The organism is Streptomyces sp. NPDC017979 (assembly GCF_044328175.1).
Taxonomy (GTDB): domain Bacteria; phylum Actinomycetota; class Actinomycetes; order Streptomycetales; family Streptomycetaceae; genus Streptomyces.
On record NZ_JBIRGU010000022.1, the window covers coordinates 14123 to 37807 of the forward strand.

The 23685-nt window shown below is 69.6% G+C and carries 25 protein-coding genes; 9 read left to right on the forward strand and 16 right to left on the reverse strand.

The genetic code is table 11. From position 1 onward, the window contains the following. Positions 1–30: 30 nt before the first annotated feature. The 9 genes from ACH4E8_RS34050 to ACH4E8_RS34090 all read right to left on the reverse strand — a co-directional run bounded on the left by ACH4E8_RS34050 (position 31) and on the right by ACH4E8_RS34090 (position 9124). Positions 31–1617: an AMP-binding protein gene (locus ACH4E8_RS34050; protein ID WP_398455491.1), complete on the reverse strand. Its 1587-nt coding sequence runs from the start codon at positions 1615–1617 to the stop codon at positions 31–33. 141 nt (positions 1618–1758) lie between these two features. After that, complete coding sequence (locus ACH4E8_RS34055) at positions 1759–1896, reverse strand: hypothetical protein (RefSeq protein ID WP_398455492.1); 138 nt, start codon at positions 1894–1896, stop codon at positions 1759–1761. A gap of 89 nt (positions 1897–1985) precedes the next feature. After that, complete coding sequence (locus ACH4E8_RS34060; protein ID WP_398455493.1) at positions 1986–2981, reverse strand: class I SAM-dependent methyltransferase; 996 nt, start codon at positions 2979–2981, stop codon at positions 1986–1988. Then, on the reverse strand, positions 2978–4141 hold the full coding sequence (locus ACH4E8_RS34065; protein ID WP_398455494.1) for a DegT/DnrJ/EryC1/StrS family aminotransferase: 1164 nt from the start codon (positions 4139–4141) through the stop codon (positions 2978–2980). The genes ACH4E8_RS34060 and ACH4E8_RS34065 overlap by 4 nt, the downstream gene beginning before the upstream one ends. Then, positions 4141–4704 carry a cupin domain-containing protein gene (locus tag ACH4E8_RS34070; protein WP_398455496.1) on the reverse strand — a complete coding sequence of 188 codons (564 nt, stop codon included), beginning with the start codon at positions 4702–4704 and terminating at the stop codon, positions 4141–4143. Before ACH4E8_RS34070 ends, ACH4E8_RS34065 begins: the two co-directional genes overlap by 1 nt. Before the next feature lie 66 nt (positions 4705–4770). Continuing rightward, entirely contained in the window at positions 4771–5838 is a 1068-nt protein-coding gene (locus ACH4E8_RS34075) for a type III polyketide synthase (protein ID WP_398455497.1), read from the reverse strand. 396 nt (positions 5839–6234) lie between these two features. Beyond that, positions 6235–7209 (reverse strand): aromatase/cyclase, encoded by a 975-nt coding sequence (locus tag ACH4E8_RS34080; RefSeq protein ID WP_398455499.1) that lies wholly within the window; start codon positions 7207–7209, stop codon positions 6235–6237. A gap of 156 nt (positions 7210–7365) precedes the next feature. Beyond that, positions 7366–8187 carry a BTAD domain-containing putative transcriptional regulator gene (locus ACH4E8_RS34085; RefSeq protein ID WP_398455500.1) on the reverse strand — a complete coding sequence of 274 codons (822 nt, stop codon included), beginning with the start codon at positions 8185–8187 and terminating at the stop codon, positions 7366–7368. Positions 8188–8947: 760 nt separating this feature from the next. Next, positions 8948–9124, reverse strand: coding sequence for an acyl-CoA carboxylase epsilon subunit (locus ACH4E8_RS34090; RefSeq protein ID WP_398455501.1), 177 nt, complete (start codon positions 9122–9124; stop codon positions 8948–8950). Positions 9125–9374: 250 nt separating this feature from the next. Between ACH4E8_RS34090 and ACH4E8_RS34095 the strand changes: the two genes are divergently transcribed. The 4 genes from ACH4E8_RS34095 to ACH4E8_RS34110 all read left to right on the forward strand — a co-directional run bounded on the left by ACH4E8_RS34095 (position 9375) and on the right by ACH4E8_RS34110 (position 13129). Continuing rightward, positions 9375–9992 (forward strand): sigma factor, encoded by a 618-nt coding sequence (locus tag ACH4E8_RS34095; RefSeq protein ID WP_398455502.1) that lies wholly within the window; start codon positions 9375–9377, stop codon positions 9990–9992. A 279-nt stretch (positions 9993–10271) separates the two neighbouring features. Continuing rightward, complete coding sequence (locus ACH4E8_RS34100) at positions 10272–11294, forward strand: ScbA/BarX family gamma-butyrolactone biosynthesis protein (protein WP_398455503.1); 1023 nt, start codon at positions 10272–10274, stop codon at positions 11292–11294. A gap of 273 nt (positions 11295–11567) precedes the next feature. Then, positions 11568–11975 (forward strand): YciI family protein, encoded by a 408-nt coding sequence (locus ACH4E8_RS34105; protein WP_398455504.1) that lies wholly within the window; start codon positions 11568–11570, stop codon positions 11973–11975. A gap of 8 nt (positions 11976–11983) precedes the next feature. Continuing rightward, entirely contained in the window at positions 11984–13129 is a 1146-nt protein-coding gene (locus tag ACH4E8_RS34110; protein WP_398455552.1) for an RNA polymerase sigma factor, read from the forward strand. 31 nt (positions 13130–13160) lie between these two features. Here ACH4E8_RS34110 and ACH4E8_RS34115 read toward each other — a convergent pair whose 3' ends face one another. Further along, complete coding sequence (locus tag ACH4E8_RS34115) at positions 13161–13805, reverse strand: dihydrofolate reductase family protein (protein ID WP_398455506.1); 645 nt, start codon at positions 13803–13805, stop codon at positions 13161–13163. Between the two features lie 162 nt (positions 13806–13967). Between ACH4E8_RS34115 and ACH4E8_RS34120 the strand changes: the two genes are divergently transcribed. Further along, a complete protein-coding gene (locus ACH4E8_RS34120) occupies positions 13968–14507 on the forward strand; it encodes a GNAT family N-acetyltransferase (RefSeq protein WP_398455508.1) in 540 nt (179 codons plus the stop codon). Between the two features lie 99 nt (positions 14508–14606). Continuing rightward, positions 14607–15197: a hypothetical protein gene (locus ACH4E8_RS34125; RefSeq protein ID WP_398455509.1), complete on the forward strand. Its 591-nt coding sequence runs from the start codon at positions 14607–14609 to the stop codon at positions 15195–15197. Between the two features lie 284 nt (positions 15198–15481). Here the strand turns inward: ACH4E8_RS34125 and ACH4E8_RS34130 are convergent, their stop codons facing one another. The 3 genes from ACH4E8_RS34130 to ACH4E8_RS34140 all read right to left on the reverse strand — a co-directional run bounded on the left by ACH4E8_RS34130 (position 15482) and on the right by ACH4E8_RS34140 (position 17188). Continuing rightward, positions 15482–15826: a hypothetical protein gene (locus tag ACH4E8_RS34130; protein WP_398455511.1), complete on the reverse strand. Its 345-nt coding sequence runs from the start codon at positions 15824–15826 to the stop codon at positions 15482–15484. A 122-nt stretch (positions 15827–15948) separates the two neighbouring features. Then, entirely contained in the window at positions 15949–16773 is an 825-nt protein-coding gene (locus ACH4E8_RS34135; protein ID WP_398455513.1) for a tyrosinase family protein, read from the reverse strand. Between the two features lie 16 nt (positions 16774–16789). Further along, complete coding sequence (locus ACH4E8_RS34140; protein ID WP_398455515.1) at positions 16790–17188, reverse strand: tyrosinase cofactor; 399 nt, start codon at positions 17186–17188, stop codon at positions 16790–16792. 514 nt (positions 17189–17702) lie between these two features. On the opposite strand from ACH4E8_RS34140, the gene ACH4E8_RS34145 reads away from it, so the two are divergent. Together ACH4E8_RS34145 and ACH4E8_RS34150 are read left to right on the forward strand one after the other, a co-directional pair. After that, entirely contained in the window at positions 17703–18155 is a 453-nt protein-coding gene (locus ACH4E8_RS34145; protein WP_398455516.1) for an iron chaperone, read from the forward strand. 404 nt (positions 18156–18559) lie between these two features. Beyond that, complete coding sequence (locus ACH4E8_RS34150) at positions 18560–19327, forward strand: hypothetical protein (RefSeq protein WP_398455518.1); 768 nt, start codon at positions 18560–18562, stop codon at positions 19325–19327. A 25-nt stretch (positions 19328–19352) separates the two neighbouring features. Here ACH4E8_RS34150 and ACH4E8_RS34155 read toward each other — a convergent pair whose 3' ends face one another. From ACH4E8_RS34155 to ACH4E8_RS34165, 3 genes are all read right to left on the reverse strand, one after another. Then, complete coding sequence (locus ACH4E8_RS34155) at positions 19353–20072, reverse strand: hypothetical protein (protein ID WP_398455519.1); 720 nt, start codon at positions 20070–20072, stop codon at positions 19353–19355. A gap of 274 nt (positions 20073–20346) precedes the next feature. Further along, the gene (locus tag ACH4E8_RS34160; protein ID WP_398455520.1) at positions 20347–22008 is read right to left on the reverse strand and encodes an ABC transporter ATP-binding protein; all 1662 of its coding nucleotides are present in this window, start codon (positions 22006–22008) and stop codon (positions 20347–20349) included. Positions 22009–22709: 701 nt separating this feature from the next. Then, positions 22710–22946: a helix-turn-helix domain-containing protein gene (locus tag ACH4E8_RS34165; RefSeq protein WP_398455522.1), complete on the reverse strand. Its 237-nt coding sequence runs from the start codon at positions 22944–22946 to the stop codon at positions 22710–22712. Between the two features lie 87 nt (positions 22947–23033). On the opposite strand from ACH4E8_RS34165, the gene ACH4E8_RS34170 reads away from it, so the two are divergent. Next, the gene (locus ACH4E8_RS34170) at positions 23034–23390 is read left to right on the forward strand and encodes a hypothetical protein (RefSeq protein ID WP_398455524.1); all 357 of its coding nucleotides are present in this window, start codon (positions 23034–23036) and stop codon (positions 23388–23390) included. Positions 23391–23685: the final 295 nt, after the last annotated feature.

A 23685-nucleotide genomic window follows, 5' to 3' on the forward strand; every position in this document is an offset into this window, starting at 1 on the left:
GGCCAGGGCCGCGACCGGTGTGCGGGTTCCTCAGGTCCGGTCGGTGAGCTGTTCCTGGAACCAGTGGGCGAGCGCGTTGCGCTGCACCTTCAGCGTGGCGGTGCGGGGCAGTTCGGCCTGCGGGATCTGGACCGGCTCGCCCAACTGGGGGAAGTCGGCGACGGCCGTGCGCCAGCGGGCGCGGTCCAGGGGCCTGTCGCCGTCGGTGCAGATCACCGGGATCGGCTCGGAGTCGGGGCCCTCCACCAGCACCAGTTCGCTGAGCTCGTCCAGCCGGCCGAGTACGACGTCCTCGACCTCCAGGGAGCTGCGCACCCCGGGGATCATGTCGACCTCCCGGTCGAGCATGTGCAGACAGCCCAGCTTGGTGCGGTAGCCGACGTCGCCGGTGCGCCACCACTCGCCGTCGCGATTGGTGTCGTAGCGCTGCTGCTCGGCGAAGTAGGTCTTCGCCAGGCCGTCCCACGCGACCTCGATGAAGCCCGGGTTCGTCTCGGACGGGGTCCGCCCGTCCCGGCTCACCACCCGGACCCGGGCGGCGCCCTTCGGCATGGCCCAGCCCACGCAGCGGCCGTTCGCCTTGTGCGCGAGGGAGCGGAAGTAGGCACGGCCGACGGCCGGGCCGACCTCGCTCTGGCCGTAGATCTGGAAGAAGAGGGCGCCGCGCCGGTCGGAGGCGTTGAGGAGCTTGCTCATCGTGCCGGGGTGGATCGCGTCGAAGGTGCTGCTGAAGACCTTCACCGGCCCGAAGGGCGCACGCGGGTCCTCGGCCAGCCCCTCCCACTCCATCAGCGAGTTCGGCAGCGCCTCGATGAGCCACGGCCGGTGCTCGATCAACTGCTCGGCGACGTCGGCGGGGGCGGCCTCCTTCATGAGCAGGACCGGGAACTCCTTGAGGAGGGCCAGCGACATCGCCGCGACCATCCGGGAGTGCACGAAGGGGATGTGGATCGCGACGGGCTGCTTCTTGCGCGCCAAAGAGAGCAGCCGCCACTGCGGGAGGAGGCGGATGGCCTGGGTGCGGGGCGTGTGCACGACGAGCTTGGGGGTGCCGGTGGTGCCGGAGGTGTGGGTGATCACGGCGGCTTCGTCGATCGGCCGGACGACCGGCCTGACCCGCGGCGATCCGGCGAACTCGGCCAGCGAGCGGGCACCGGGCCGATCGCCGGCCGAGGTGATCACCCGCCGGGTGATGTCCGCCAGCGGCACCTCGGCCAGCACGTCGAGCTTGGCGCCGTCGGTGAGCAGCGTCGGCCGGTGGACCCGCTCGATCAGCACGGCTGCGGTGGCCGCGTCCAGGGTCGGCGACAGGTTCACGACGACCGCTCCGATGCGGGACACCGCGGCGGCGAGCATCCAGTGGTCGGCGTTGGCGGTCTTGTAGAGCACCACGTGTTCGTCGGGTCGGACGCCGGCGGCCCACAGGCGGGCCGCCAGGTCGTCCACGTGCTCGGCGTACCGGGCCACCGTCAGACGGCGCCCCGCATCGGGGAAGACCGCCAGGTCGTGGTCGAGGGTGATGGGTGTAGTGGGGTTCACGGCTGCGGCCATCTCCGGCAGGAGGCCGATGTGCAGACCGCGCTTCTGTATGGATCTGTAGGCCGTGGAGCCCTTCATGGGGGCCGTCTCCTTTGCGGTGGGCGATGTCGTATCCGGACCGTCGCCGCTGGGCAGCGCATGAAGTGACGTGCCCTCGGAGCCAGCCGAGGGCACGTCGGTTCGTTCGATGCGCTGCGCTGCTGCGCCGCCCGCGGTGGGTCAGGTCCTTGACTGGGTCAGAAGGTAGGGGCGGAAGCCGCCCCACGCCGCGAAGGCCGCCACCACGAGCACGACCGCGTTCACCGCGATCGCCTGGTTCCCGTGTCGCCGCAGGTGGGTGACGCCGCGCTGATCCACAGGGCGACGTTGACGGGAGTTCTCCTTGGAGGGGTTCGGCTCGGCAGGTCAGCCGGCGGTGCTGCCGGCCTTCATCGGATGGCGCTCGGCTATCGGGCGACGACCAGGGTGGCGGGCGGTGCGGGGTGGAAGGAGACTTCCTCGAAGCCGGCCTTGACGAGCCAGTCGCGGTAGTCGGACTGCCGCCAGGTGCCGCCCTGCTGGCTCTTCAGCAGCATTTCCGAGGCGAAGATCAACGGGAAGGCCGGACCGCCGCGGTCGTCGTCGACGACGTAGTCGCAGACGACGAGCGCGCCGCCGGGCTTGAGGCTGTTGCGCAGTCTGCTGAAGACCTCGATGTTCTGCTCCGGTCCTTCCTGGTGGGCGATGTGGGAGTAGAGGGCGATGTCGTAGGTCGCGGTGCCGAAGTCGGTGGTGTGGAAGTCGCCGTTGACGCAGGTGAACCGGTCCGCCACGCCGCGCTCGGCCAGGAGCCGGCGGGCGATGGCGTTGATCGGCTCCCAGTCGAGTTGGGTGGAGCGGGCGGCCGGGTTGGTCTGGAGCCAGATCGCCGAGTAGATGCCGGAGCCGCCGCCCACGTCGAGGATGGAGACCTCCCCCGCGTCGGCGAGGCCGAGCACCTCGGCGGCGACCGTCGCTGCCGGCACCGACTGGGCGGCGATCGCCGGGACGACCTCCCCCCAGTGCGGGTTGTCGACCACCTCGGTGGTCGGGTCCGCCACCGGTCCCCCGGCGCGCACCACGTCCGGCAGGGTGGTCAGGGCGCCCATGTGCTTCAACTTCAGCCGGGCGAGGCGGCTCAGGGAGGCGGGCTTGTCCTCGACGAGGTAGGCGGAGGCCGCGGGGGTGTTGCGGTAGCGGCCCTGGTGCAGTTCGATCAGGCCGACGCCGAGGAGCCCGTCGAGGAGGGTCTGCGCGCCGCGTTCGGAGATCTCGGCGCGGGCGGCCAGCTCCGCGGCCGTGGCGGCGCCGTTCTCCAGGTGGGTGAAGAGCGAGTGGGAGGCCGCGGCGCCGAGGACCCCGGTGGCCCAGTAGCCGTTGATCAGTTGCAGTACGCCGTCGGGCGTGGGCTGGTCGTCCGTCATGCGGCACCTCCTAGGACGCGGGTCGTCGAGTGGGCCCGCAGCGCGCCGCGCAGCGCGTCGACGACCCGTTCGACCTGACTCGCGGCGAGTTCGGCGTGCATGGGTATGGCGAGGTTCCGGTGGAAGAGGTCCGCGGCGACCGGGCAGGACTGGCCGGAGGCGAACACGGGCTGGAGGTGGGTGGCCCACGTGCCGTGTCCGCAGCCGATGCCCTGGGCCCGTAGGTCGGCGGCGACCGCCGCGCGGTCCACGTCGGCGTCCAGGGTCACCATGTAGGACTGCCAGGCGTGGGTGCGGTCGTCCGGCACCTGCGGGACGGTCAGGAGTTCCTCGTCCGCGAGGAGTTCGGCGTACTGCGCGGCGACGGCGGTGCGGCGGGCGAGCAGTTCGTCGATCCGGTCGATCTGCACTTGGAGGATGGCGGCGGCGATGTCGGACAGTTTGAAGTTGTAGCCGATCTCGGTGAACTCGGGGATCGGCAGGCCGACGACGTTGCCCAGGTCGAAGATGCTGCCGATGCCGAAGGAGGAGCGCAGTCGAGCGTTGGCCGCGATCGCCGGGTCGGTGGCCAGCAGGGCGCCGCCCTCGCCGCTCGTGGCGCCCTTGCGCCCGTGGAAGGAGAGACAGGCCACCTCGGCCAGCGCACCCGCCTGACGCCCCTGGTACGTGGCGCCCACCGCGCAGGCGGCGTCCTCCACGACGAAGAGCTGGTGGCGGTCGGCGAGGGCCTGCAGCGGGGCGTAGTCGGCGGGCATGCCGACCGTGTCGACCGCGATCACGCCCACGGTCCGCGGCCCGATGAGATCGGCGACCGCCTGCGGGTCGACGGTGCCGGTGTCGGGCCGTACGTCGGCGAAGACCGGGACGGCTCCGAGGTAGCGCACGGCGTGGGCGGGCGCGGGGAAGGTGTAGTCGGCGACGATCACTTCGTCGCCCGGCTGGACGCCGAGCGCCATCAGGGCCAGGTGGAGGGCGGCGCCGCAGTTGCTCACGGCGACGGCGTCGGACATCTGGTACTTGCGGGCCAGTTGGGCTTCCAGCGCCTTGCCCTTGGGGCCCTGCCCGGCCGGCCATCCGGAGGCGAAGACCTCGGCGACGGCGGCCAGTTCCCGTTCTCCCAGGCTCGCGTGCACCAGGGGTATCGCCTCGACGGAGAGCATCACGCGCTCCGATCCGCGTTCGCCCGCTGGCCGGGTACCACGGGCACGGGCGGCTCGTACCGCAGCGGAGTGATCTGGCTGACGTCGTAGCGCTTGCGCATCTCCTCCACGGCGGAGGCGTCCACCGTGCTGCCGCGGGCCCAGATCTCCGCGATCTCCTCGAAGTAGGTCTCGTGCTCGGGCGAGGGGTAGCTCTGGAAGAGCATCTTCACGGGCTTGTCCGTGGGGTTGCGGAACGCGTGCGGGGTGCCGGGCGGCACGAACATGCAGCCGCCCTCCGCCGCCCTGATGACGCGGTCGCCCTTGGGCGAGGTCCAGTGGTGCCAGGTGTCCGCCGTGCGCTCGGCCGGCTCGAAGCAGAGCAGGTCCAGTTCGCCCTCAAGGACGTAGAAGAACTCCTGGGAGTGGTTGTGCACATGGGCCCCGACGTCGAATCCCGGCGGGACGATCACTTCGAAGATCGATATGGACGATCCTTGCGCCTTGGTCGCCTTGAAGGTCACTTCCTGCGCCGGGGTGATCAGCTTTCGCCCCCCGCCGGGCGGAATGATGAGGTCAGTCATGAGCTCTTGTTTCCTTTGTCCGTGTGAGATCTTGCGCCGGGGAGGGCGCGGGCCCCTGCGCCGGGCTCAGTCGCCGGCCCGCGGCACATCGCTGCCCCAGCGCCCCAACGCCATTTCGGCGGTGATGCCGGGGCCGAAGCCGGCGATCAGACCGGTCGCGTCGACCATCGGGGGGTCTTCTTCGAACAGCCGCAGGGTCGCGTCCAGCACCACGGCGCTGGCGATGTTCCCGCGCTCGGTCAGCGTCGCCCAGCTGTGGCGGAACACCTTGCGGTCGACGTCGAGGAACTTTGCGAGGTCGTTCAGGATCCTCGGGCCGCCCGCGTGCACGATGTAGAAGTCGAGGTTGGCGATGTCCCAGCGGTGGTTCGCGGCGAATTCACGGATGACCGGGGCGAGCGGTTCCATGGTGCCGGGCACCCGGGAGTCCAACTTGAAGTGGAATCCGGTGTCGCGCACCGCGTAGGAGATCCAGTCCTCGGTGTTCGGAATGAGGTAGGAGGCGTTGCGTTCCAACTCGATGCCGGTTCCACCCGTGCCCCGCACCACGGCGGCTGCGACCGCGTCGCCGAACAGCCCGTCGGACAGGAGCGATCCGATGTCGTCCTCGTCGGGCTGGTAGCACAGCGAGCACAGCTCGCAACTGACGATCAGGACGTTGCTTCCGGGATGGGCCACGCAGAAGTCGTGGGCCCGGTTGATCGCCGCGCCGCCTGCTGCACACCCCAACTGCGCGATGGGTATTTGCCGTGTGTCGCTGCGGAATCCCATGCGATTGATCAGCCAGGCCGTGAGCGACGGCATGAGGAAGCCGGTGCACGACACGTAGATGATGGCGTCGATCTCCGACGCCGTCACCTCGGCGTTCAGCATGGCCCGTTCGATGACTTCGGGGGTCCGCTTCTTGGATTCGATCTCGTAGATCCGGTTGCGTTCCGTCAGACCCGGGTGGCGCAACGTCTTCTCGATGGGCTGGACGATGTGCCGCTTCAACACCCCCGTGTTCCTTATCAGCCGAAGGGCCAGCGGGAGCTGTGGCTTTCCGGCGTGGACCTGTTCGGCGAAGGCCAGGGTCTCTTCTGCTGTGATGACGTATTCCGGCACACTCACCGAGGGCTTGCACAGCCTTGGCATGTCAGAATCCACTTTCTCTAGAGTCTGCCTCGTGCACGGGAGGAATCGCTCGCACCGTTCCCGTGCTGCCCGGATGGGGCGAAGACAAAGGACATGAGCGATGCGGCCAACTCCAGGCCGACAGAAATGCCCCATCCCGCCGTGCGGGATGGGGCATTGAAAGAGAAACGACTCCCACCGATGTTTTTGGGCAGGGAGAATGTCCGAACATCGTGACACGGGGCGGGCCGGCAAGCCAACCCCCAGGAGTGTGACGTGAATCACATCACATTCGGGTGTCGCGGGGCACGAGGTGCAGACGCCGTCTCCGGATTCCGTGGCGGCAAGGGCGCGAGGCGATCGATACGGCTCGTTGCGCAGCGGAGCTCACCGCGACGCGCAGCGGCCCGTGCGCCCTCAGAGCATGCGGACGGCCGACTCTGCGTGTGCGCGGGCCTGACACAGCGTCCGCCGGCTCTCGTCGCCGAGTTCCGCGCGCACCCGGCGGCGGGCGTCCTCCAGCGTGGCGCCCGGCCCGAGGACCGTCTCGACGTCGGTCTCCCGCAGGAAGACGTGGTGCTTGGAGGTCACCGTCACACCGTGGTCGTCGGAGACCGCCGACCACTCGCCGCAGTGGGCCGCGAGCAGCTTGCGGGGGGTCGTCTCCTTGAACACGGTGCGGCCGGCGTGCGGGAAGCACAGGCGGACGGAGGTGATGTTCTGGACGGTGCCGTCGGCTTCGGCCAGGTCCATCGAGACCTGCTGGACGCCGGCTTGCGGCTCGTTCAGTTCGACCCGGCGCACGTGGGGCAAGAACTTGGGCCAGCTCTCGACGTCGTAGAAGAAGCCGTGGACGAGTTCGGCGGGCGCTTCGATCCGCAGCGTTTCCTCGAAGGACAGCATCAGCTCGTCCAGCCGCGCCCACCGCTCCGCGAGGAACCGCAGGTTCTTCAAGTCGGAGCGGGTGACGGCGGCGACGTTCCACTCCAGCCACGCCATGCCTTCGGGGCTGTCGTCCCGGGAGGTGAACTCGTGGTCCACGGTGAGCCGACAGCGGTCGGGGCCGATGGGTTGCACGCTGAAGTTGCCGCCCATCGACTGGGCGGGCTCCATGATCCGGTCCTGGCGGAAGAACAACAGGCGCCGTGCGGGATCCGACACCCAGTCCGACGTCCAGGACTTGACTTCGCCGCCGGCCAGGGCCCACACCCGCAGTCGTTCACGGGCGCCGCTGAAGTCGTGGACGTCGGGGAAGTCGACCTGCTCCACGTGCACGTTCGACGGGAAGTACAGCGGTCGGCGCTCGCGGGAGAGGAGCAACGTGTAGACGACCCCCGCGGGCGCGTCCACTTCGATGGTGTGTGACAGCCGGCGTACGCGCTCACCCGACACGGGGACCACCTCTCTCGTCGAACGGACCGCCCGACCGTGGTGTGCGGGGCACGCGGGCGGGCGTGCCCTTCGAGCGGCGACAGTCAGCCGAGCGTGTCCGGAGTCGGTCGAGCAGCCGCCGAGTGCGGCTCAAGTCCGCTTCGGGCCGTGGTGGACTCAGGCCGCGTACAGATCGAAGGTCGAACTGCGGCGCGGTCCGGCGACGACGTCCAGCTTGGGGTCGACCGCCAGCATGGCCTGATGCAGCCGCTGCACCCGCGGCGAGGGCTCGACGCCGAGTCCCTCGATGAGCCGGATGCGCAGCTTGCGGTAGACCTCCAGGGCGGACGCCTGGCGGCCGGAGCGGTACAGGGCGACCATGGCCTGCGAGTGCAGCCCCTCGTGCTGGGGATGGCGGGCCGTCAGTTCGGTGAGTTCCGCGATGAGTTCGGAGTGGCGCCCGAGTCGGAGGTCCGCGTCGATCCGCCATTCGACGGTGCCGAGCCGGCTCTCCTCCAGCCGTAGGACTTCGATCTCCAGGACCGGGCCGACCCGCACGTCGACCAGCGCGGGCCCGCGCCACAGTTCGAGCGCCTGCCGGAAGCGGTCGGCCGCGGTGACGTCGTCCCCGACCTCGCCGGCGGCCCGCCCCTGGGCGACCAGGCGTTCGTACTGATGGACGTCGACGCCCTCCGCCGGTATGTGCATCAGATAGCCGCCGTGACGGGTGGCGAGCACCTCCTTGGCCGTGTGCGGCGAGTCAGGCCCCATGGCGGTGCCCAGGTGTCGGCGCAACTGCAGGATGTAGGTCTGCAGGGTGGTGAGCGCGCTCTGCGGCGGCTCGGAGCCCCACAGCTCTTCCATCAGCGTGGAGACGGGCACGGCCCGTCCGGGATGCAGTGAGAGCAGGGAGAGGATCTGCCGCGGCTTGCCGGCCGTCGGAACGATCGACTCCCCGTTGACCTCAGCTCTTAACGCACCCAGAACCTGAATCTTCACGAGTCCCCTCCGTACCTCGTCGAGCCCTCTTCGTGACTCATTTGGCACCCTTGCACGCGAGTGGATCACTCGCGGCCGTGTGAACGATGACGAGACCAGAGATCGCACGGGTTTCGTCACGCGTGCTCTTTGCTGGCTGCCCCGCTGCACGTGCGTGGCGGGCCGATCGCCTCACGCGCCACACGACGCGGTACGTCCACTGCATGGCGGGGTGGCGCCCTCGGTGGGCGCGGAGACGGGCACCACTCGGTCGGCGTGCAACGCCAGCGCTTCGATGTCCACAGCTTCTCCCCCTGAACCTGGACGGTGCCGCCCGCAGGCGGACTTGACCGCACACCGATTCAAGTAGATCCACGGCACCCTGTCAATACAAAACCGGATAGCTGGTTTCTATCACCGCGCCAGCCACCCACAGGCGGGACAACCGCCTCGCCATGAGCGCGACTCAAGCTCTGATGTCCCTTTTGGTACGGATATCTCAGAGAGATTCTCCCGTTCCATGATCGACAGACCGAAGCTTCCTCCGTCAAGAAACAGCGGATGCAGAATGTTCTATCGCTACCCGCGCCGAGAACCCCCAGCCACCCTGCGGAAACACTGACGACGGGGCGCGCTTCACCACCGTTCCGGCCGCTCTTCTGCTCACCGCGCGGGTCGGGCGGAGGGCGCGACGCTCGCGATTAATCCAACCGCACGTTCGGTTTCTTCTGTGAGCGTCAGAACCCGCTCGAACAGCACCCAACACCCGCCCCCAGGGGCGTCATCGCCAACTGTGCGGCGCCTGGAAGGCCCCGGCCCCGGCCGGGCGCCAGAGAGCGACGGACCGTCCCTCTCGGTTCGGGGCCGCCGGCCTACGCCGCCACAGGCCCAGCGAGATGAGCGTCACGGCGATGGCCGCCAACTCCTCTTCGGTGGCCTGGCCGCGTTCGATCCTCAACAGGGCGCAGTTCCTACCGTTTCCGCCCACGGATCCCCCTTCACTTGACCCCCGCATCACGGTCGGTCTTGGCGCTCGACGACGGCTCGGGCCGCCCTCAAGCGCCGCTGGACGGTTCGAACGACCGCACGCACCCCTCGCCGGGTGAGGGCGCGCAACCGCGGAACCCGGTCCCCGCCGGCACGACGCGCCAGACCTCGTGCAGGCCGCGGTGGAACAAGCCGCCCATGTGCGAAAGAGAGCGACGACAGTGAACACAAGGCCCGAGCAGGAAGACGGCCGGCTGGACGCAGGTTTGAGCGCGGTGCTGAGCGGACGGCGCCAGCTCATCAACCTCGCGTACAGGTTCCTCGGTTCGATGGCCGACGCCGAGGACATCGCGCAGGAGACCTACGCCCGCTGGTGCGCCATGACACCCCAGGCCCAGGACGCCGTCGTCTCCCCCGGCGGCCGGTTGACCACGGTCGCGAGCAGCATTTGCCTCGACCTGCCCGGCTCCGCGCGCGCCAAGCGGGAGCGGTACGTGGGCGAATGTGTGTCGGAGCCGCTGCCCGAGCGCACGGAGTGGATCAGTGCTCCGTCGACCGACTCCGGCGACCCGGCGGACCGGGTCACCCTCGACGAATCGGTCAGCACGACCTTCCTCCCCATCGAGGGCCGCGAGGCCGTCGCCCGCTTCTTCGTCAACGCCGCCCACAACGCGAACGGCCTCACCATGGCGGAGTCCAAGGTCAACGGGCAGCCCGGGCTCATACTCCAGCGCGACGGCGCCACCGTCTCCGTGCTCGCTTTCGACGTGTCGGACGAACGGATCACCCGGATCTGGGCGGTGCTCAACCCCGAGAAGCTCCGCCCCTGGGCAACCTGACATACCGTCCACCGCGGATGTGCCGGCGTGGTGTTCCGGGGCGCAGAATGCGACATCCGGAACACCGCGCACCAGGCTCGCAGGACTTTCTTCGACAGTCCGGGCTCGCCAGCATCAGGAATCACGTCCGGCACGTTCGCCACATGGCGAACTCCCCAACCACCAACCACAGAGCAAGATCTGATGAGGGGTCGCAGTCAACAAACCTTGCAAATGAAACCGGTGAGTCTGTATCTTCTGGACCAATGCTTTCAGCCGCTCCTTGGGGGGAGAAGGATCATGAGCAGTTCGACAGCGGTCCAGACGATGGACGCCCTGCGCGACGGCGCCGCCCAAAGATCCCAGCAGGAGTCGATGCGGCTTCCCTCGCTCACCACCACGGTTCCCAAGGAATACGTCCACCGGGCTTCGCTGGCGGAGGTGTTCCTCACCGGCTGCGTGAAGACCGGCGAAGACACCTTCACGCTCACCGGACAGTGGCCACGCGCGCACCTGTACTTCAACGGTCCCGACGGCCGGAGCCACGATCACCTCCAGGCCGTCGAGACGGTCCGGCAGGCCGGCATCTTCCTGGCCCACGCCGAGTACCACATCCCGCTGGGCCATCACTTCGTCATGCGGGACATCTCCGCCACCACGCACCCCGAGCACCTCGGGATCGGGCACACACCCAGCGATCTGACCATCGACACGACCTTCACCAGGAACCGGCGCGACACCGTCCTCGGCGTCGACATCACCATCCGGCGCGACGGGCACGTCGTGGCCACCGGCGACGGACACTTCAGCTGCGTCTCACCCGCCGCCTACCGTCGGCTGCGCGGGCCCGCACTCACCTCGTCGATCGACTACCACCCCATCGGGCAGTCGCCCGCCGACTACGGCCGCGCGCTCCCCGGCGACGTCGTGCTCGCCCCCACCGACCGCCCGGGCGTCTGGTGGCTCAACCCTGACCCCAGCCACCCCGTCCTGTTCGACCACGGCGGGGACCACATGCCCGGCATGGTCCTGCTCGAAGCCGCCCGCCAGGCCGCCTGCGCCCTGCAGGACCCCGGCACCTCCATACTTCCCACCACCACCGTCAACCACTTCCACCACTACGCCGACTTCGACGCCCCGTGCTTCGTCGAAGCCACCGCACAGCCCGCCACCCGACCGGGCACCTTCGCCGCGCTCGTCACCGGGCATCAAAGCGGTCGACACATCTTCACCACCCACATCACCGGCCGACGCACCACCACCCCGCACACGCACCCCGGCCAGCCGCGCACCCACGCCCTCGCCGCGGCCTTCAGCGTCTAGCTCCCCGAGGCTGCGCCAGCGCCGTCCGCTCGGCATCGGTGAACGTCACGCCGAAAGCGGCGAGGTTCCCTGCGGACTGCTCCGGACGACGCCGATCCCCCTCGGCGGCCGAGAGTGCTCGGCACCAACGCACCTCCCCACCCCACCGCCGGTAGCGCTCGCCCGCACGAGTGACGCAGGTGCGGGCGGCGATGTCGAGAATCCGTGCCTGGCTCCGTCCCCGTAGTGAACGCGACCACAATGGGTCGCACCAGCACTCCAGGGAGAACCACCATGGCGAAGTACTTGCTGCTCAAGCACTACCGCGGCGCTCCGGCCCCGGTCAATGACGTGCCCATGGACCAGTGGACGCCCGCGGAGATCTCGGCCCACGTGCAGTACATGCAGGACTTCGCGGCGCGGCTGGAGGAGACCGGAGAGTTCGTCGACAGTCAGGCGCTCGCCCCCGAGGGAATGTTCGTCCGGTACGACGGGGAGGGCCGGCCGCCCGTCACCGACGGGCCGTTCGCGGAGACCAAGGACCTCATCGCCGGCTGGATGGTCATCGACGTCGACAGCCCCGAGCGCGCCGTAGAACTGGCGGGAGAGCTGTCGGCAGCGCCCGGCGCGGGCGGAAGGCCGATTCACGAATGGCTCGAAGTGCGCCCGTTCCTCGGAGCGGCCCCCTGCATCACCGAGTGATCGCATCGATGGACGAGGCCCTGCTCAGAAGCCTCACGCCGAGCGTGCTCGGCGTCCTCGTCCGCCGCGGAGCCGACTTCGCGGCGGCCGAGGACGCCGTCCAGGACGCGCTGATCGAGGCCGTGCGCACCTGGCCCGACGACCCGCCGCGGGATGCGAAGGGCTGGCTGGTCACGGTGGCCTGGCGCAAGTTCCTCGACGCGCGGCGGGCGGACGTCGCCCGGCGCCGGCGTGAGGGGGTCGTCGACGACGAGCCGCCGCCCGGGCCGGCGTCGGCGGTGGACGACACCTTGCAGCTCTACTTCCTGTGCGCCCACCCGTCGCTCACACCGTCGTCGGCGGTCGCCCTGACGCTGCGCGCCGTCGGAGGGCTCACCACCCGGCAGATCGCGCGGGCGTACCTGGTGCCCGAGACGACCATGGCTCAGCGCATCAGCCGTGCGAAGCGCACCGTCTCCCGGGTCCGTCTGGACCAGCCCGGTGACGTGGCGACCGTGCTGCGGGTCCTGTACCTCGTCTTCAACGAGGGGTACACCGGTGACGTCGACCTCGCCGCCGAGGCCATCAGGCTGACCCGGCAGCTCGCGACGGTGATCGACCGTCCCGAGGTGGCGGGGCTGCTGGCGCTCATGCTGCTGCACCACGCCCGGCGCGCCGCCCGTACGGCGCCCGACGGGAGTCTGGTGCCGCTCGCCGAGCAGGACCGTGCCCGATGGGACACCGCCTTGATCGCCGAGGGGGTCGAAGTCCTCCAGGCGGCCCTTGCGCGCGATCGGCTGGGCGAGTACCAGGCACAGGCCGCCATCGCCGCGCTCCATGCCGATGCGCCGTCTGCGGATGAGACCGACTGGGTGCAGATCGTCGAGTGGTACGACGAACTCGTGCGGCTCACCGACGGCCCCGTGGTCCGGCTCAACCGCGCCGTGGCCGTCGGCGAGGCCGACGGGCCGCGGGCCGGGCTCGCGGCCCTGGCGGCGGTGGACCCGGCCGTCCCCCGCCACGCCGCGGTGGCCGCGTACCTCCACGAACGTGCGGGCGACCTCGCGACGGCGGCACGGCTGTACGCGGAGGCGGCCCGCCTGGCGCCCAACGTCGCCGAACGCGATCACCTCACCCTGCGGGCAGCCCGCGTCAACACCCGTCGCCGGGGTTGATCCGCGCCGCCCGGGCGGGCGCTGCGCTCGTTCACTTGCGCCAGAACAGGTGGTGCGCCACCCCGCTTGAGCTGGGCACGACCTCCAGGTGGAACCGGTCGAGCAGTTCTTCGGGGGACTCCCACAGCCGCAGTCCGGGTCCGAGCTTCACCGGCGCGACCGCGACGTGCAGGGTGTCGACGAGGTCGGCGTCGAGGAACTCGCGGATGGTGGTGACGCCGCCGCCGAGTCGGACGTCCTTGCCCCGTGCCGCCTCCCGCGCACGCTCAAGGACCGTGTCCGGGGTGCCGGAGACGAAGTGGAAGGTGGTGTCGGAGAGCGTGAACGACGGGCGTTCGTGGTGGGTCAGCACGAACACCGGGGTGTGGAACGGGGGCTCCTCGCCCCACCAGCCGCGCCACTCGTGGTCCTGCCAGGGCCCGCGCTGGGGACCGAACTTGTTGCGGCCCATGATTTCGGCACCGATGTGGTGGGAGAAGTCCCGGGTGAAGTAGTCGTCGAGGCCCCGGGTGCCGCCGGGCTCGGTGCGCCCGGGCCAGCTCGCGGTGGCACCGGCCCACGCGAACAGCCGTCCGGGGTCGACGTCGCCGAACGGACGTTCAAGGCTCTGGTGCTCCCCGGTGCCGACGCCGTCCATCGAGACGCTGAAGTTCTGCACTCTCAGCAGTTGGGACACCTGGCTCCTCCTAGGGCGGGTCGTTCGTGCAGGAAAGGACTCCTCGGGTCGATCAAACTCATCGGTGCTTCCGCGATCAAGGAACGTCCGCCTTGTAAGTGACCTCGCGGCGTGGATCGATATTCGGTGGCGCGCATGGCGGCCCGTTGTTAGACAGAGGCGGTGACGAGCACGACGAACACCTCATCCGGCGCCGCACGGCTGCGCCCCGCGACGGCGCAGGACGTCGACTTCCTGGCGGAGATGCTGCTGACGGCCTTCAACTGGGACCGGCCGCGGTTCACCCGCGACGAACTGCTCGGTACTCCGCACATCGCGCACTACGTGACCGACTGGGGGAAGCCGGGTGACTTCGGCGTCGTCGCCGAGGATGAGTCGGGGAATCCGGTGGGCGCGGCCTGGGCGCGAACCTTCCCGGCCGACGATCCGGGTTACGGATACGTCGGCCCGGGCGTGCCGGAGTTGACCCTCGGCGTCCTTCCCGGGCACCGGGGGCGCGGCACCGGTGGCGCCTTGTTGGACGCATTGGTGAAGGCGGCGATCGAGCAGCCGGTCGAGGGGCTCAGCCTCAGCGTGGAGGACGGCAATGCGGCGGTGCGTCTGTACATGACCCGCGGCTTCCTGGCCGTGGGGCGCGAGGGCTCGTCGGACACGATGCTTCTCGACCTCCCGCAGGCGACGTCGGGGCGGCCCGGCGCGTAGCCGCCGATCGGGCCCGGCCGCGGGTCGGCCCGGCATGGCGGCGGGGCGTTCGCGCGGGATGTCTGGATGCTGGGATCCGCAATCCAGGCAGGAGGAACCGTGGTCGATCACAGCGGCCGAGGAGTACGGGGTACGACGGACACCGGCACGGGCCGTGGCGTCGCCGGCCAGCCGGGGGTCATCGGCATTGCGCTCGCCGCTGTGTTGGCGGCCGCGTTGGCGCAGGGGTCGTGGCAGTGGTTCGCCACGTACATCGGGGTCACGCTGCTCGTCGTGGTGTTCTCCCTGTACCGGCTGCCTCGGTGGACTCCGGGCCTGCGGTCCGGGTACGTGCCCAATCTCGTGGCGTTCTCGCTGGTCGTCGGCTTGTGCGTGGCGATCGCGCTGGCGCCGATGATGCAGCGCTGGGCGTGGCTGTTCCCGATGCCGGGCAGCCGGGACAGCTGTCCGCTGCTGGGTGCGTACGAGAGCGTACGGACGGAGGCGGCGCTCGGGGACCTGGCGGGTCGCGACGGTGCCGCCCTGGCGCGGGCGCAGGAGGTGTACGGTCAGGTCGCCGTGGCGGACTGTCTGTCCGCCACGACGACCCTGTGGCTGCCGGTGTACGCGGCCGGGGCGGCCGTGTTGGTGGGGTTGGGCGCGTGGGCCGTCGACCGTTCCCGGGCAAGGCGTGGGGGTGGTGTCAGCTAGTGCTGTGACCGGAAAGGTTTGCCGGGTAGCTCGCGGTGTCCGGTGCGGTGCATCGCAAGGCGGAGGATCTCCCGCGTACTGGACGTACTCGGGTGATGCGACAACGCAGCGAGGAGCCGTGCCGGACGCCACGAGCCGGTGAACCTTTCCGGTCACAGCACTAGGTACGAGGGACACCTCGGGGCCGGACGCGCGGGTGCCCCAACTGGTGTTGCGGCAGGTGGCGATCGCGTACCAGCGCACCGCCCGCAACACCGTGCCGGCCCACAGCAGAGCCAGCGGCGTCAGCAGCCAGGTGGCGAACTGGTAGGTGGGTGTTTCGTCGTCGCGGCGCACGGTGAGGTAGCGCAGGGCCTGGGCGTAGCCGAGGCCAGCGGGACAGCGATCAGCCAGGGCGATGGGGTCGTGCCGTGGCGCAGGTGGAGGAGGGCGAGCCAGCAGATCGCACCGGTGCACAGCAGTTGGAGGAACCAGCGCAGGACCTGCACGACGAAGGCGGGGTGGGCCAGGGAGAGGTAGCGGGCGCGCCACAGGGAGCGGAACGTGGAGCCGCGCATCCAGCGCAGGTGGTGTCCAGGTCGTTCGGGCATCGCCGTGAGGACGATCGCGGTGGGCTGGTGATCCTGCACGACGGTCGGGAGCAGGCACGGCAACCGGGCCGTACCTGCGATCCGACGTCATGGCCCGTCAGTCCAACGGCGACCCCCTGCGCTCCGCACCGGCGGTGCGCGGGAGCCGTCACGCAGTGGCGTCAGGCGTAGGTGTAGTACGGGGTGTGGTCCAGCACGCTCTGCGGGGTCGCGTCGGTCCAGGGCGGCATCGGATCGTTCAGGTCGATCACGTCGGCCGTGGTCCCGGCGGGGAGGTACTCGGCGCTGGTGGGGTGGAGCGCGTGCCAGTCGACCCACAGCTTGTCGACGAACGCGTGGTGCAGCCAGAACACCGGGTCGTTCGGGGAGACGCTGGACTCCATCTGGCCCCAGACCCAACTGTGCACCCGGTTGTGCATGCTCAAGTAGCCCGCCGAGCCTTCGAGCGTGGCGCGGAAGCCCGCCGAGCCGTCGCGCCAGGGGGCGGAGTCGTAGGTGGGGATGGCGAGGGCGGCGTCGACCTCGGCCCGGGTCGGCAGGGTGGGGACGCGGTAGGCGAGGTTGCGGGCGAGGAAGGGGCGGCTGTCGGCCTGGATGGTGATGTTCCAACGGCCGGTGGAGTACGCGAAGGGGCCGTCCATGACCTGGTCGTCCAAGGCGCGTCCGGTGCCGCCGAGGAAGTCCGGAGCCCACAGGGAGGAGCCGACGGTGTTGTCGGCGGTCCAGTCCCAGTACGGGATCGACACCGTCGGGTCGACCTGCTGGAGCGCCTTCTCGAAGTCGATGAGGTACTTGCGGTGCCAGGGCAGGAACGACGGGCCGAAGTGGCCCACGTATATCCCGGTGTTCATGTCGAGGGCGAATCTCAGGCGGTGGGCGGCGACGAACTCGTCGTACACGCCGGTGCGCTTGATTTCGAGCACGGCGTCGACGAACGCCTTCTTCTCGGCGGCGGTGAGCGTCGCCTGGTTCTTGCGTACGGTCATGGCGGCTGCTCCCGGCTCAGACGGTGGGGTTGAAGGGGACGACGGCGGCCCCCTTGAGCGAGACGACCGCGGTGCGGGCGGCGTCGAGCGGGGTCTCGAACCTTTCGTAGTGGTTGATGGCGCTGCTCCAGCCGCTCTTGCCGTGCTGCATCACGTGGAGTTCGCGGCCGTCGACCAGGACGCGGTAGCCGGGGCCGTGCCCGGCATGGGCGTGGGCGTGGGCCTCGGAGGGCACGCCCTGGATGTGGCGGCCCCGGAAGACCTCGTCGAAGGGCGCGGGGCCGTCGGCACCGCCCGGTGCCGCGGCCTTGGCCGGCGAGCTGTCGGCGCTCGCGGTGGCGGCGCCGACGAGCGCCGTGCCCGCCGCCGCGCCGGCGACGACTCCGATCACCTGGCGACGCGTGAGTCTGGACATGACGGATGGACCTCCGGGAGGTGGGTGGCCGAAGCGGCCCCCTGACAGTCGCTGGGCCGCAGCGATCATGACTACCCGGGTCGCGCCGGTCACAGAAGGGCGCGACCGTCGGTTGGCTGGCATACGGACACATCACCGCAGGCCATAAAGTTGCACAGAGCAACGATCTCACTGTGCGTCAAGGCTTATGGATCATGGAAGTGAAGATTCCACCGCGGAACCACCACAAGCGTGAAGTTCTTCCGGGGCATGCCGGGAAAGCTCGACGTGGTCGCCACGATCCGCACATGGCTGGAAATGACGGCAGCGCAGTGTCCGGTACGTCCGATCCATCGGATTCTGCCCGCGACGGGTACGGATTCCTCCGCGGCTGACGCCGTACGTCGTCGTCCGTGGTGGTTTCCGCGGTCAGCACGGAGGCGGTGCGGACCTCGACCGGGGAAACTGTGACGGCAGCGATCGGGGCCGGCGCGCATCCGGGCCGATCGACGGCCACGACGACGGGAGCGACACCATGACCGGCTCGGACAGCAGCGGGTACGAAGGGTTCACGGCCGAGGAGCGGGCCGCGATGAAGGAGCACGCGCAGGAGCAGAAGAAGGCCGCGCGGCGCGGCTCGCGCGCGGACAAGGCGGCGGCAGCGCTCAAGGACGTGCTCGCGAAGATCGCCGAGATGCCGGAGCCGGACCGCACCATGGCCGAGCGCATCCACGCCGTCGTCACCGCCACCGCCCCGTCCCTCGCGCCGAAGCTCTGGTACGGCATGCCGGCGTACGCACTAGACGGCAAGGTCGTGTGCTTCTTCCAGGGCGCGGCGAAGTTCAAGTCCCGCTACTCGACGCTCGGGTTCAGCGACGAGGCGAAGCTCGACGACGGCCCCATGTGGGCCGCCGGCTTCGCCCTGACGGAGGTGACGCCCGAGGTCGAGGCACGGATCACGGACCTGGTGAAGCGGTCGGTGGGCTGAGCGGACGCCCGGTTCGGGGGCTCGGCGCCGCTCCCGGACCGGCTGGTCACGCACCGGGCGGCGCCCGTCGATCCCGCACCTCCGGCTTGCCCCGCAGCGCGGACGCATGTGACTGACGGTGCGTACGGAGACGAGCGGGCAACGAGCGCCGCAGCCGGCAGGGAATCCCGTGCTCCGACCCCGCCGCAGCGCGTAAAATCGTCGCGGACGCTGATCGGCACGCCGTCAGGATTCGGCATAGGGGGCGCATGGCTCACCCTGACGAAGGGCACCGACACCGAGGCAGCCGGCCTGGTGCTGCCGGAAGGTGGCGATTCGGTCGGCTTCGGGCCGCCGTCGCACGCTTACGCCTCAGCCGCGCCCTCGTCGTGGTGGGCACCCTGCTCGCCGTCGTCCCCTGGGGGATGAGGTGGGTTGACTCGCTCTCGTCGCCGGACGCAGACGGTGGACTGCCGCGCGCTGAAACGAAGTTCGTCGAGAAGTTGGACCGCGCTCGGGCCGAACTCTTCACCGGCAGTCTCCTCTACACCAAACCCGCGTCGCTGGAGTTGACCGAAGGTGAGCCGGCCTTCTTCCGGGCGGAGGTGTTCGGCCAGTGGCAGGCACCGCAGCAGGACGGCCGGGCGAGCGCGAAGGTGGAGGTCGGCGGTCAGGTGGCCGTGAAGCTGCACTGCTCCGGTGCCGCTTCGTGCACGCTGATCTCCTCCGAGCGCCAACCGGTGACGGACGACCGCGACTTCAAGGAGGCGACGGCCTGGCTCTGGGAGGTCACGCCGAAGAAGGCCGGTCAGGTGAACCTCGCCCTCACCGTCACCTCGTACTACGAAGGCACGGAGACGGTGCTCTACGAGAAGCCGCCCATCGTCGCGCAGGCGAAGGTCGCAGAGGCGCCGAAGGACGGCGGTGCCTTCGGCTGGCTCGTTGACTCCTACGGCTGGGTGAAGAGGACGTTCGAGGAGTTGGCTCTGTTCGCGGGAGCCCTCACCGTGATCCTGGGGCTGTGGCTCGCGTGGAAGACGCGCAACTCCCCTCCCGTCGTCGCTGGACCGCCGCCGATCACGGGCGGAGGCCCGGCGCAGGAGGCCCGGTCCGAGCAGGTGCGGTCGCGGGCGACCGGCACCACGGCTACGGGTCGGACGACCGGCAGCAACTCACCGGGGGACGCCCCGTGAGCACGGCTGCCTCACTTGACCGAGGTCACTGCGCGGACGCTTCGGGCTGGCCCTCGGGCTCGGGGGCGGCGCCGGACTCCTGCTGCTGCGTGGCGTCGGGCGTGGTGTAGAAGACGGAGGTGCCCTGCTTGGTGCGGTGCGCCAGGTTCCGGGCGACGAGCCCTTCGAGGGTGGTGCGCACCACGGTCGCCTTGATGTTGCGGTCGGGGTGCACCTTGCTCAGGGCTGCGGTGACCTCGGCCGCGGAGCGGGGCTCGCCCTGCTCGACGAGGTGCCGGCGGATCAGTTCGACCAGGGTCGGCTGCGCTGCGTTCTTCGCCGTGGAACCCTTCGCGGCTGCACCCTTCTTTGCAGCGCCCTTGACCGCAGCGACCTTAGCCGCGGCACCCTTGGGTGCGGCGCCCTTCGTCTCAGCACCCTTGGCTGCCGTACGCGCCCCGGAGGACTTCTTCGTCGACTTGCCGGCGCCGGATGCTGCGGCGCTGCTGCGCTTGCGGGGCGCGGGCACGGTCGCCTTGCCGCCGTCCGCGGACTCCGCCGCCTTCGCCTTCGCCGGGACGCCGAGGGCGTCCTGCATGTTCACCAGTACGGTGTGGTCGTGTTGCAGGGTGGTCAACTGCTCCTGGAGCGCGGTGATCTCAGCAGTGATGCGCTCCTGCTCCTGAGTGTTCCGCTCCAGGTCGCTGGCCACCTGGTTGATGTATTGCGATCTCAACTCGGTGCTCGACGTCGTGTTGTCGGACATCCTTCTCCTTGAATCAGTGTTGGCCGCCGGAGCCCTGAGCACCCGATTTCGAGTTGGGGGCGCAGGGCTCCGGGGGCAGGGGTCTTGGCGCAGTGATGATACGGGCGATCACCTCGCCTCTGCTCACCCACCACTGACTCCCGGGCCGGCGGGGACCCGGTCACGACCTACTTCGGAGCCGTTGGATCCGTCGTCGGGTTCACCCAGCAGCCCGTCCTCGGGCGAACGCACCTCACCTGTGGCGTCCCTCGCCCGAGGGGCGTCCCGCAACTCGTCACGACGCTGCTGCCACGAGCGCCTGGTACTTGGCGTCGGTGGCCAACAGTGTCTCGTGTCGGCCCGCGGCGTGCACCCGGCCGTCTTCCAACATGACGACCTGGTCCGCCTGGAGGGCGATGGGCAGTCGATGGGTGACGGCGATGACGACCTTGTCGCAGGCGTGTTCGGCGAGGGACGCCAGCAGCACGCGTTCACTGTGCGGGTCGAGTTGGGACGTCGCCTCGTCGAGCAGGAGGACTTCACTCGGCCGCAACAGGGCCCGGGCGACGGCGAGCCGTTGGCGCTGCCCGCCCGAGATGTGCAGACCGCGCTCACCCACCTCGGTGTCGAGTCCGTCCGGCAGGGTGGTGACCCAGTCCATCAGGCCCACGGACTTGAGGACGACGGCGATCCGATCGGGGTCGACGTCGGGTGCACCGTAGGAGGCCGCCTCTCGAATGGTCGCGCCGAGGAGCGGTGCTTCCTGTTGCACGTAGGAGACCCGCCCGCGCAGTTCGCTCAAATCCATCTCGTGGATGTCGGCACCGTTGAGCAGGATGCGTCCGCCGTCCGGTTCGACGAACCTTTCGATGAGGCTGAGTGCGGTCGTCTTGCCGGTGCCCGAGGGCCCGACCAGCACGGTGAGCCCCTTGGGCGCGTCGATGGTGACGTCCTTGAGCACGGTCCGGTTGGCGTAGCCGAAGGTCACCCGTTCCAGTCGGACGCCGGGCTCGGCGTCCGGGGTGGACGTGCGGTGGGCTGCTCGTGCGGCTGGCGGGGCCTCGGGCTCCAGTTGGAGGAGTTCGTCCACCCGGCGTGCGGCGGCCAGACCCTCCGACAGCTCGCTGGCCGAGGTCACCAGGGACCCCACCGGCTCCTGGATGTACACCACGTACAGCAGCAGGGCCACCAGGTCGCCGATGTTCATCTCCCCGGCGCTGACGCGGATGGCGCCGACGCCGAGGACGAGCAGGAAGGTGATCTCGACCGAGCCGAGCGCTGCGGTGTCCGCGACGGCTTCGGTGCGGGCGGCACTGACCCCCGTCCGGTAGGAGCCGTGGGCCTCCTTGTCGAAGGCGTCGGCCTCGTGCTTCTCGGTGCGGGACGCCTTGACCGTGCGGAAGGCGAGCAGCGCTCGCTGCATCACGCCCGTCATGGCACCGAGGTAGCCCTGTGCGCGCTCGGTCTGTTCGCTGACCCTCCGGAAGGCCCAGGTCTCGACGACGGTGGTCACGGCGAGCATCACGACCACGGTCACCGCGAGCGCGGGGTCGATGACGATCATGAGGACGACCGCGATCACCAGGGTGAACGGGACGATGAGCAGTTCGACGGTGCTGCTGATGACGGTCTGCCGGAGCAGTGTGGTGTCCGCCCCGACGCGTGACAGGACATCGCCCGTCGAACTGCTCTCGACCTTCGACACCCGGGCGCCGAAGATTCGTCGGGCCAGTTGGCTCCGGATGCGCAGGACGAAGCTCTCGCCGACCCGTCCGTGCACGTACACGCCCGCGTAGTTGAGGACCATGCCGACCGCTGCGAGGCTGCCGAGCACCATGACCGGGCCGACAAGGCTCCCGCCCTCTTGCACTCCCTCGACGACCCGGCTGGCGACCAGTGGTTGGACCAGGGCAGTACCGTGCGCAGCGAGTTGGAGGAGGAAAACACCCAGCAGCACGAAACGGAACGGCGCAAGCAAGCTCATCAACACCCGCAAGGATGATCTCTTTTGCGTCTTGTCGGGGTGCTTCACGACGTAACTCCTGCGGATTGGGGGATTTTGCGATCCTCACAGGGCCGTCGACGGTGAAGCAACCGAATTTAATTCGGCCAGCATTGGCTGAGTCTCTACCCTCTTGAGCACTTCTCCACTGCCCGCTGGGAGTTGGTGGATGACTTCGGGCAGCGTACTACCGTCGAAACGGCTGGGGCTCGCTACAGGCGCCCTGCACCCATATGAAGGCTCGCTTCGCGAACTGGCCTCGGCATGTCAGAAGCGCCCCATCGCCTTCGTCAAACACCTCACGGAAGAATTTGCCCGGATCCCACTGGCGAAAGTGGTGGTTGCGAACCAAGTCGCCGCAGCTGCACTTTCCGCCATTCCCTGAGACCTTTGACCGAGGCCGTTGGCGGCGCAGGCATGGGTCAGCGGTCAAAATCCATGGGATTTCGGTTCGGCCGATCTCTTCCGCGCCCTTTCGAAGGCTTTACCGAAGGAGGGCTTCTCGACCGTCCGCCCAGCCGCCGACTTCGCAGCGGATGGCCACCGGGGCAGGGCGCACCCGCGGTACGGCACCGGAGCAATTCGTCGGCCCGGTGCGCGCCGGCGGTGCGGCGATTGACGGCGGTGCGACGAGGGGCGGCGAGGGTCGGGAGTGCTCAGCCCTCGGAGCCGAAGAGCCGACGACCGCCGTGCTTCTTGTGGACGGCCTGCCTGCTCACTCCGAGGGACTCGGCGATCTGGGCCCAGCTCGCACCCTGGGTGCGCGCCCGTCGCACCAGCACCGCTTCTTGACGCTCCAGCTCGCGCCTCATCTCCGCCACCGCGGCCAGGGCCGCGACGGGGTCGTCGTCCCCGGCGCGCCGGGCGAGCTGAGTGAGCTGGTCACGTCCCATGACGCAACCGTATGGGGCCCCTTTGAGCCCGTCAATCTTGGATGACAAGCGCGACGGCGTGCCAGGAATTCGAACAGGACGCACCGGATGGGCAATATCATGATCGGACTGACGTCCGGCGTGGGCCTGGCGCACAAGGGGGGAACCGTGAGTCCGTACCTCGTCCTACCGTTCGTCGCGCTGGCGATCTTCTTCGCCGCCTCCGGCATCGCCGGAATCGCCCGCGGCTGGGTGCTCCCCCGCAACCGGCGCCATGTGCGCAATCCACGGCTCTACGGCTGGGGTCAACTGGCGCTGGCGTGCGCGCTGTGCTGGCAGAGCGCCTTCGGCCTGCTGGTCGACGATTCGGACGTGCGCCTCTTCGGGACGCTGACCGGCGCCCTGCTCCTGGTCGCCGCCCTCATGGTGATGCTGCTGGGCCAGTTCCGTCGTCCGCGTGCGTAGACCGCAGCCGCGTAGGTAGACCACAGCCGAGACTCCTCGACGCAGACGTCCCCTTGGCGCCCGCCGGGCCCAGGGGACGTCTCCATGGTGTCCGGAGCGTCAACTCCAATGACCCGAACGCATGTTGGCGCGGATCGGACCTCCCGGGCGTCTTCCGCGGGCGCCCCTGCGGCTCTACCGTGGATCCGCTCGGGCCGGACCGGCCGGGACCGGCTCGTGCCTCCCGTCGGACCGGCCCGGGACCAGACCGCTGCGCCCTGCCGTCGCCCGCCATCGGTCGCCGGGCGACACCCGC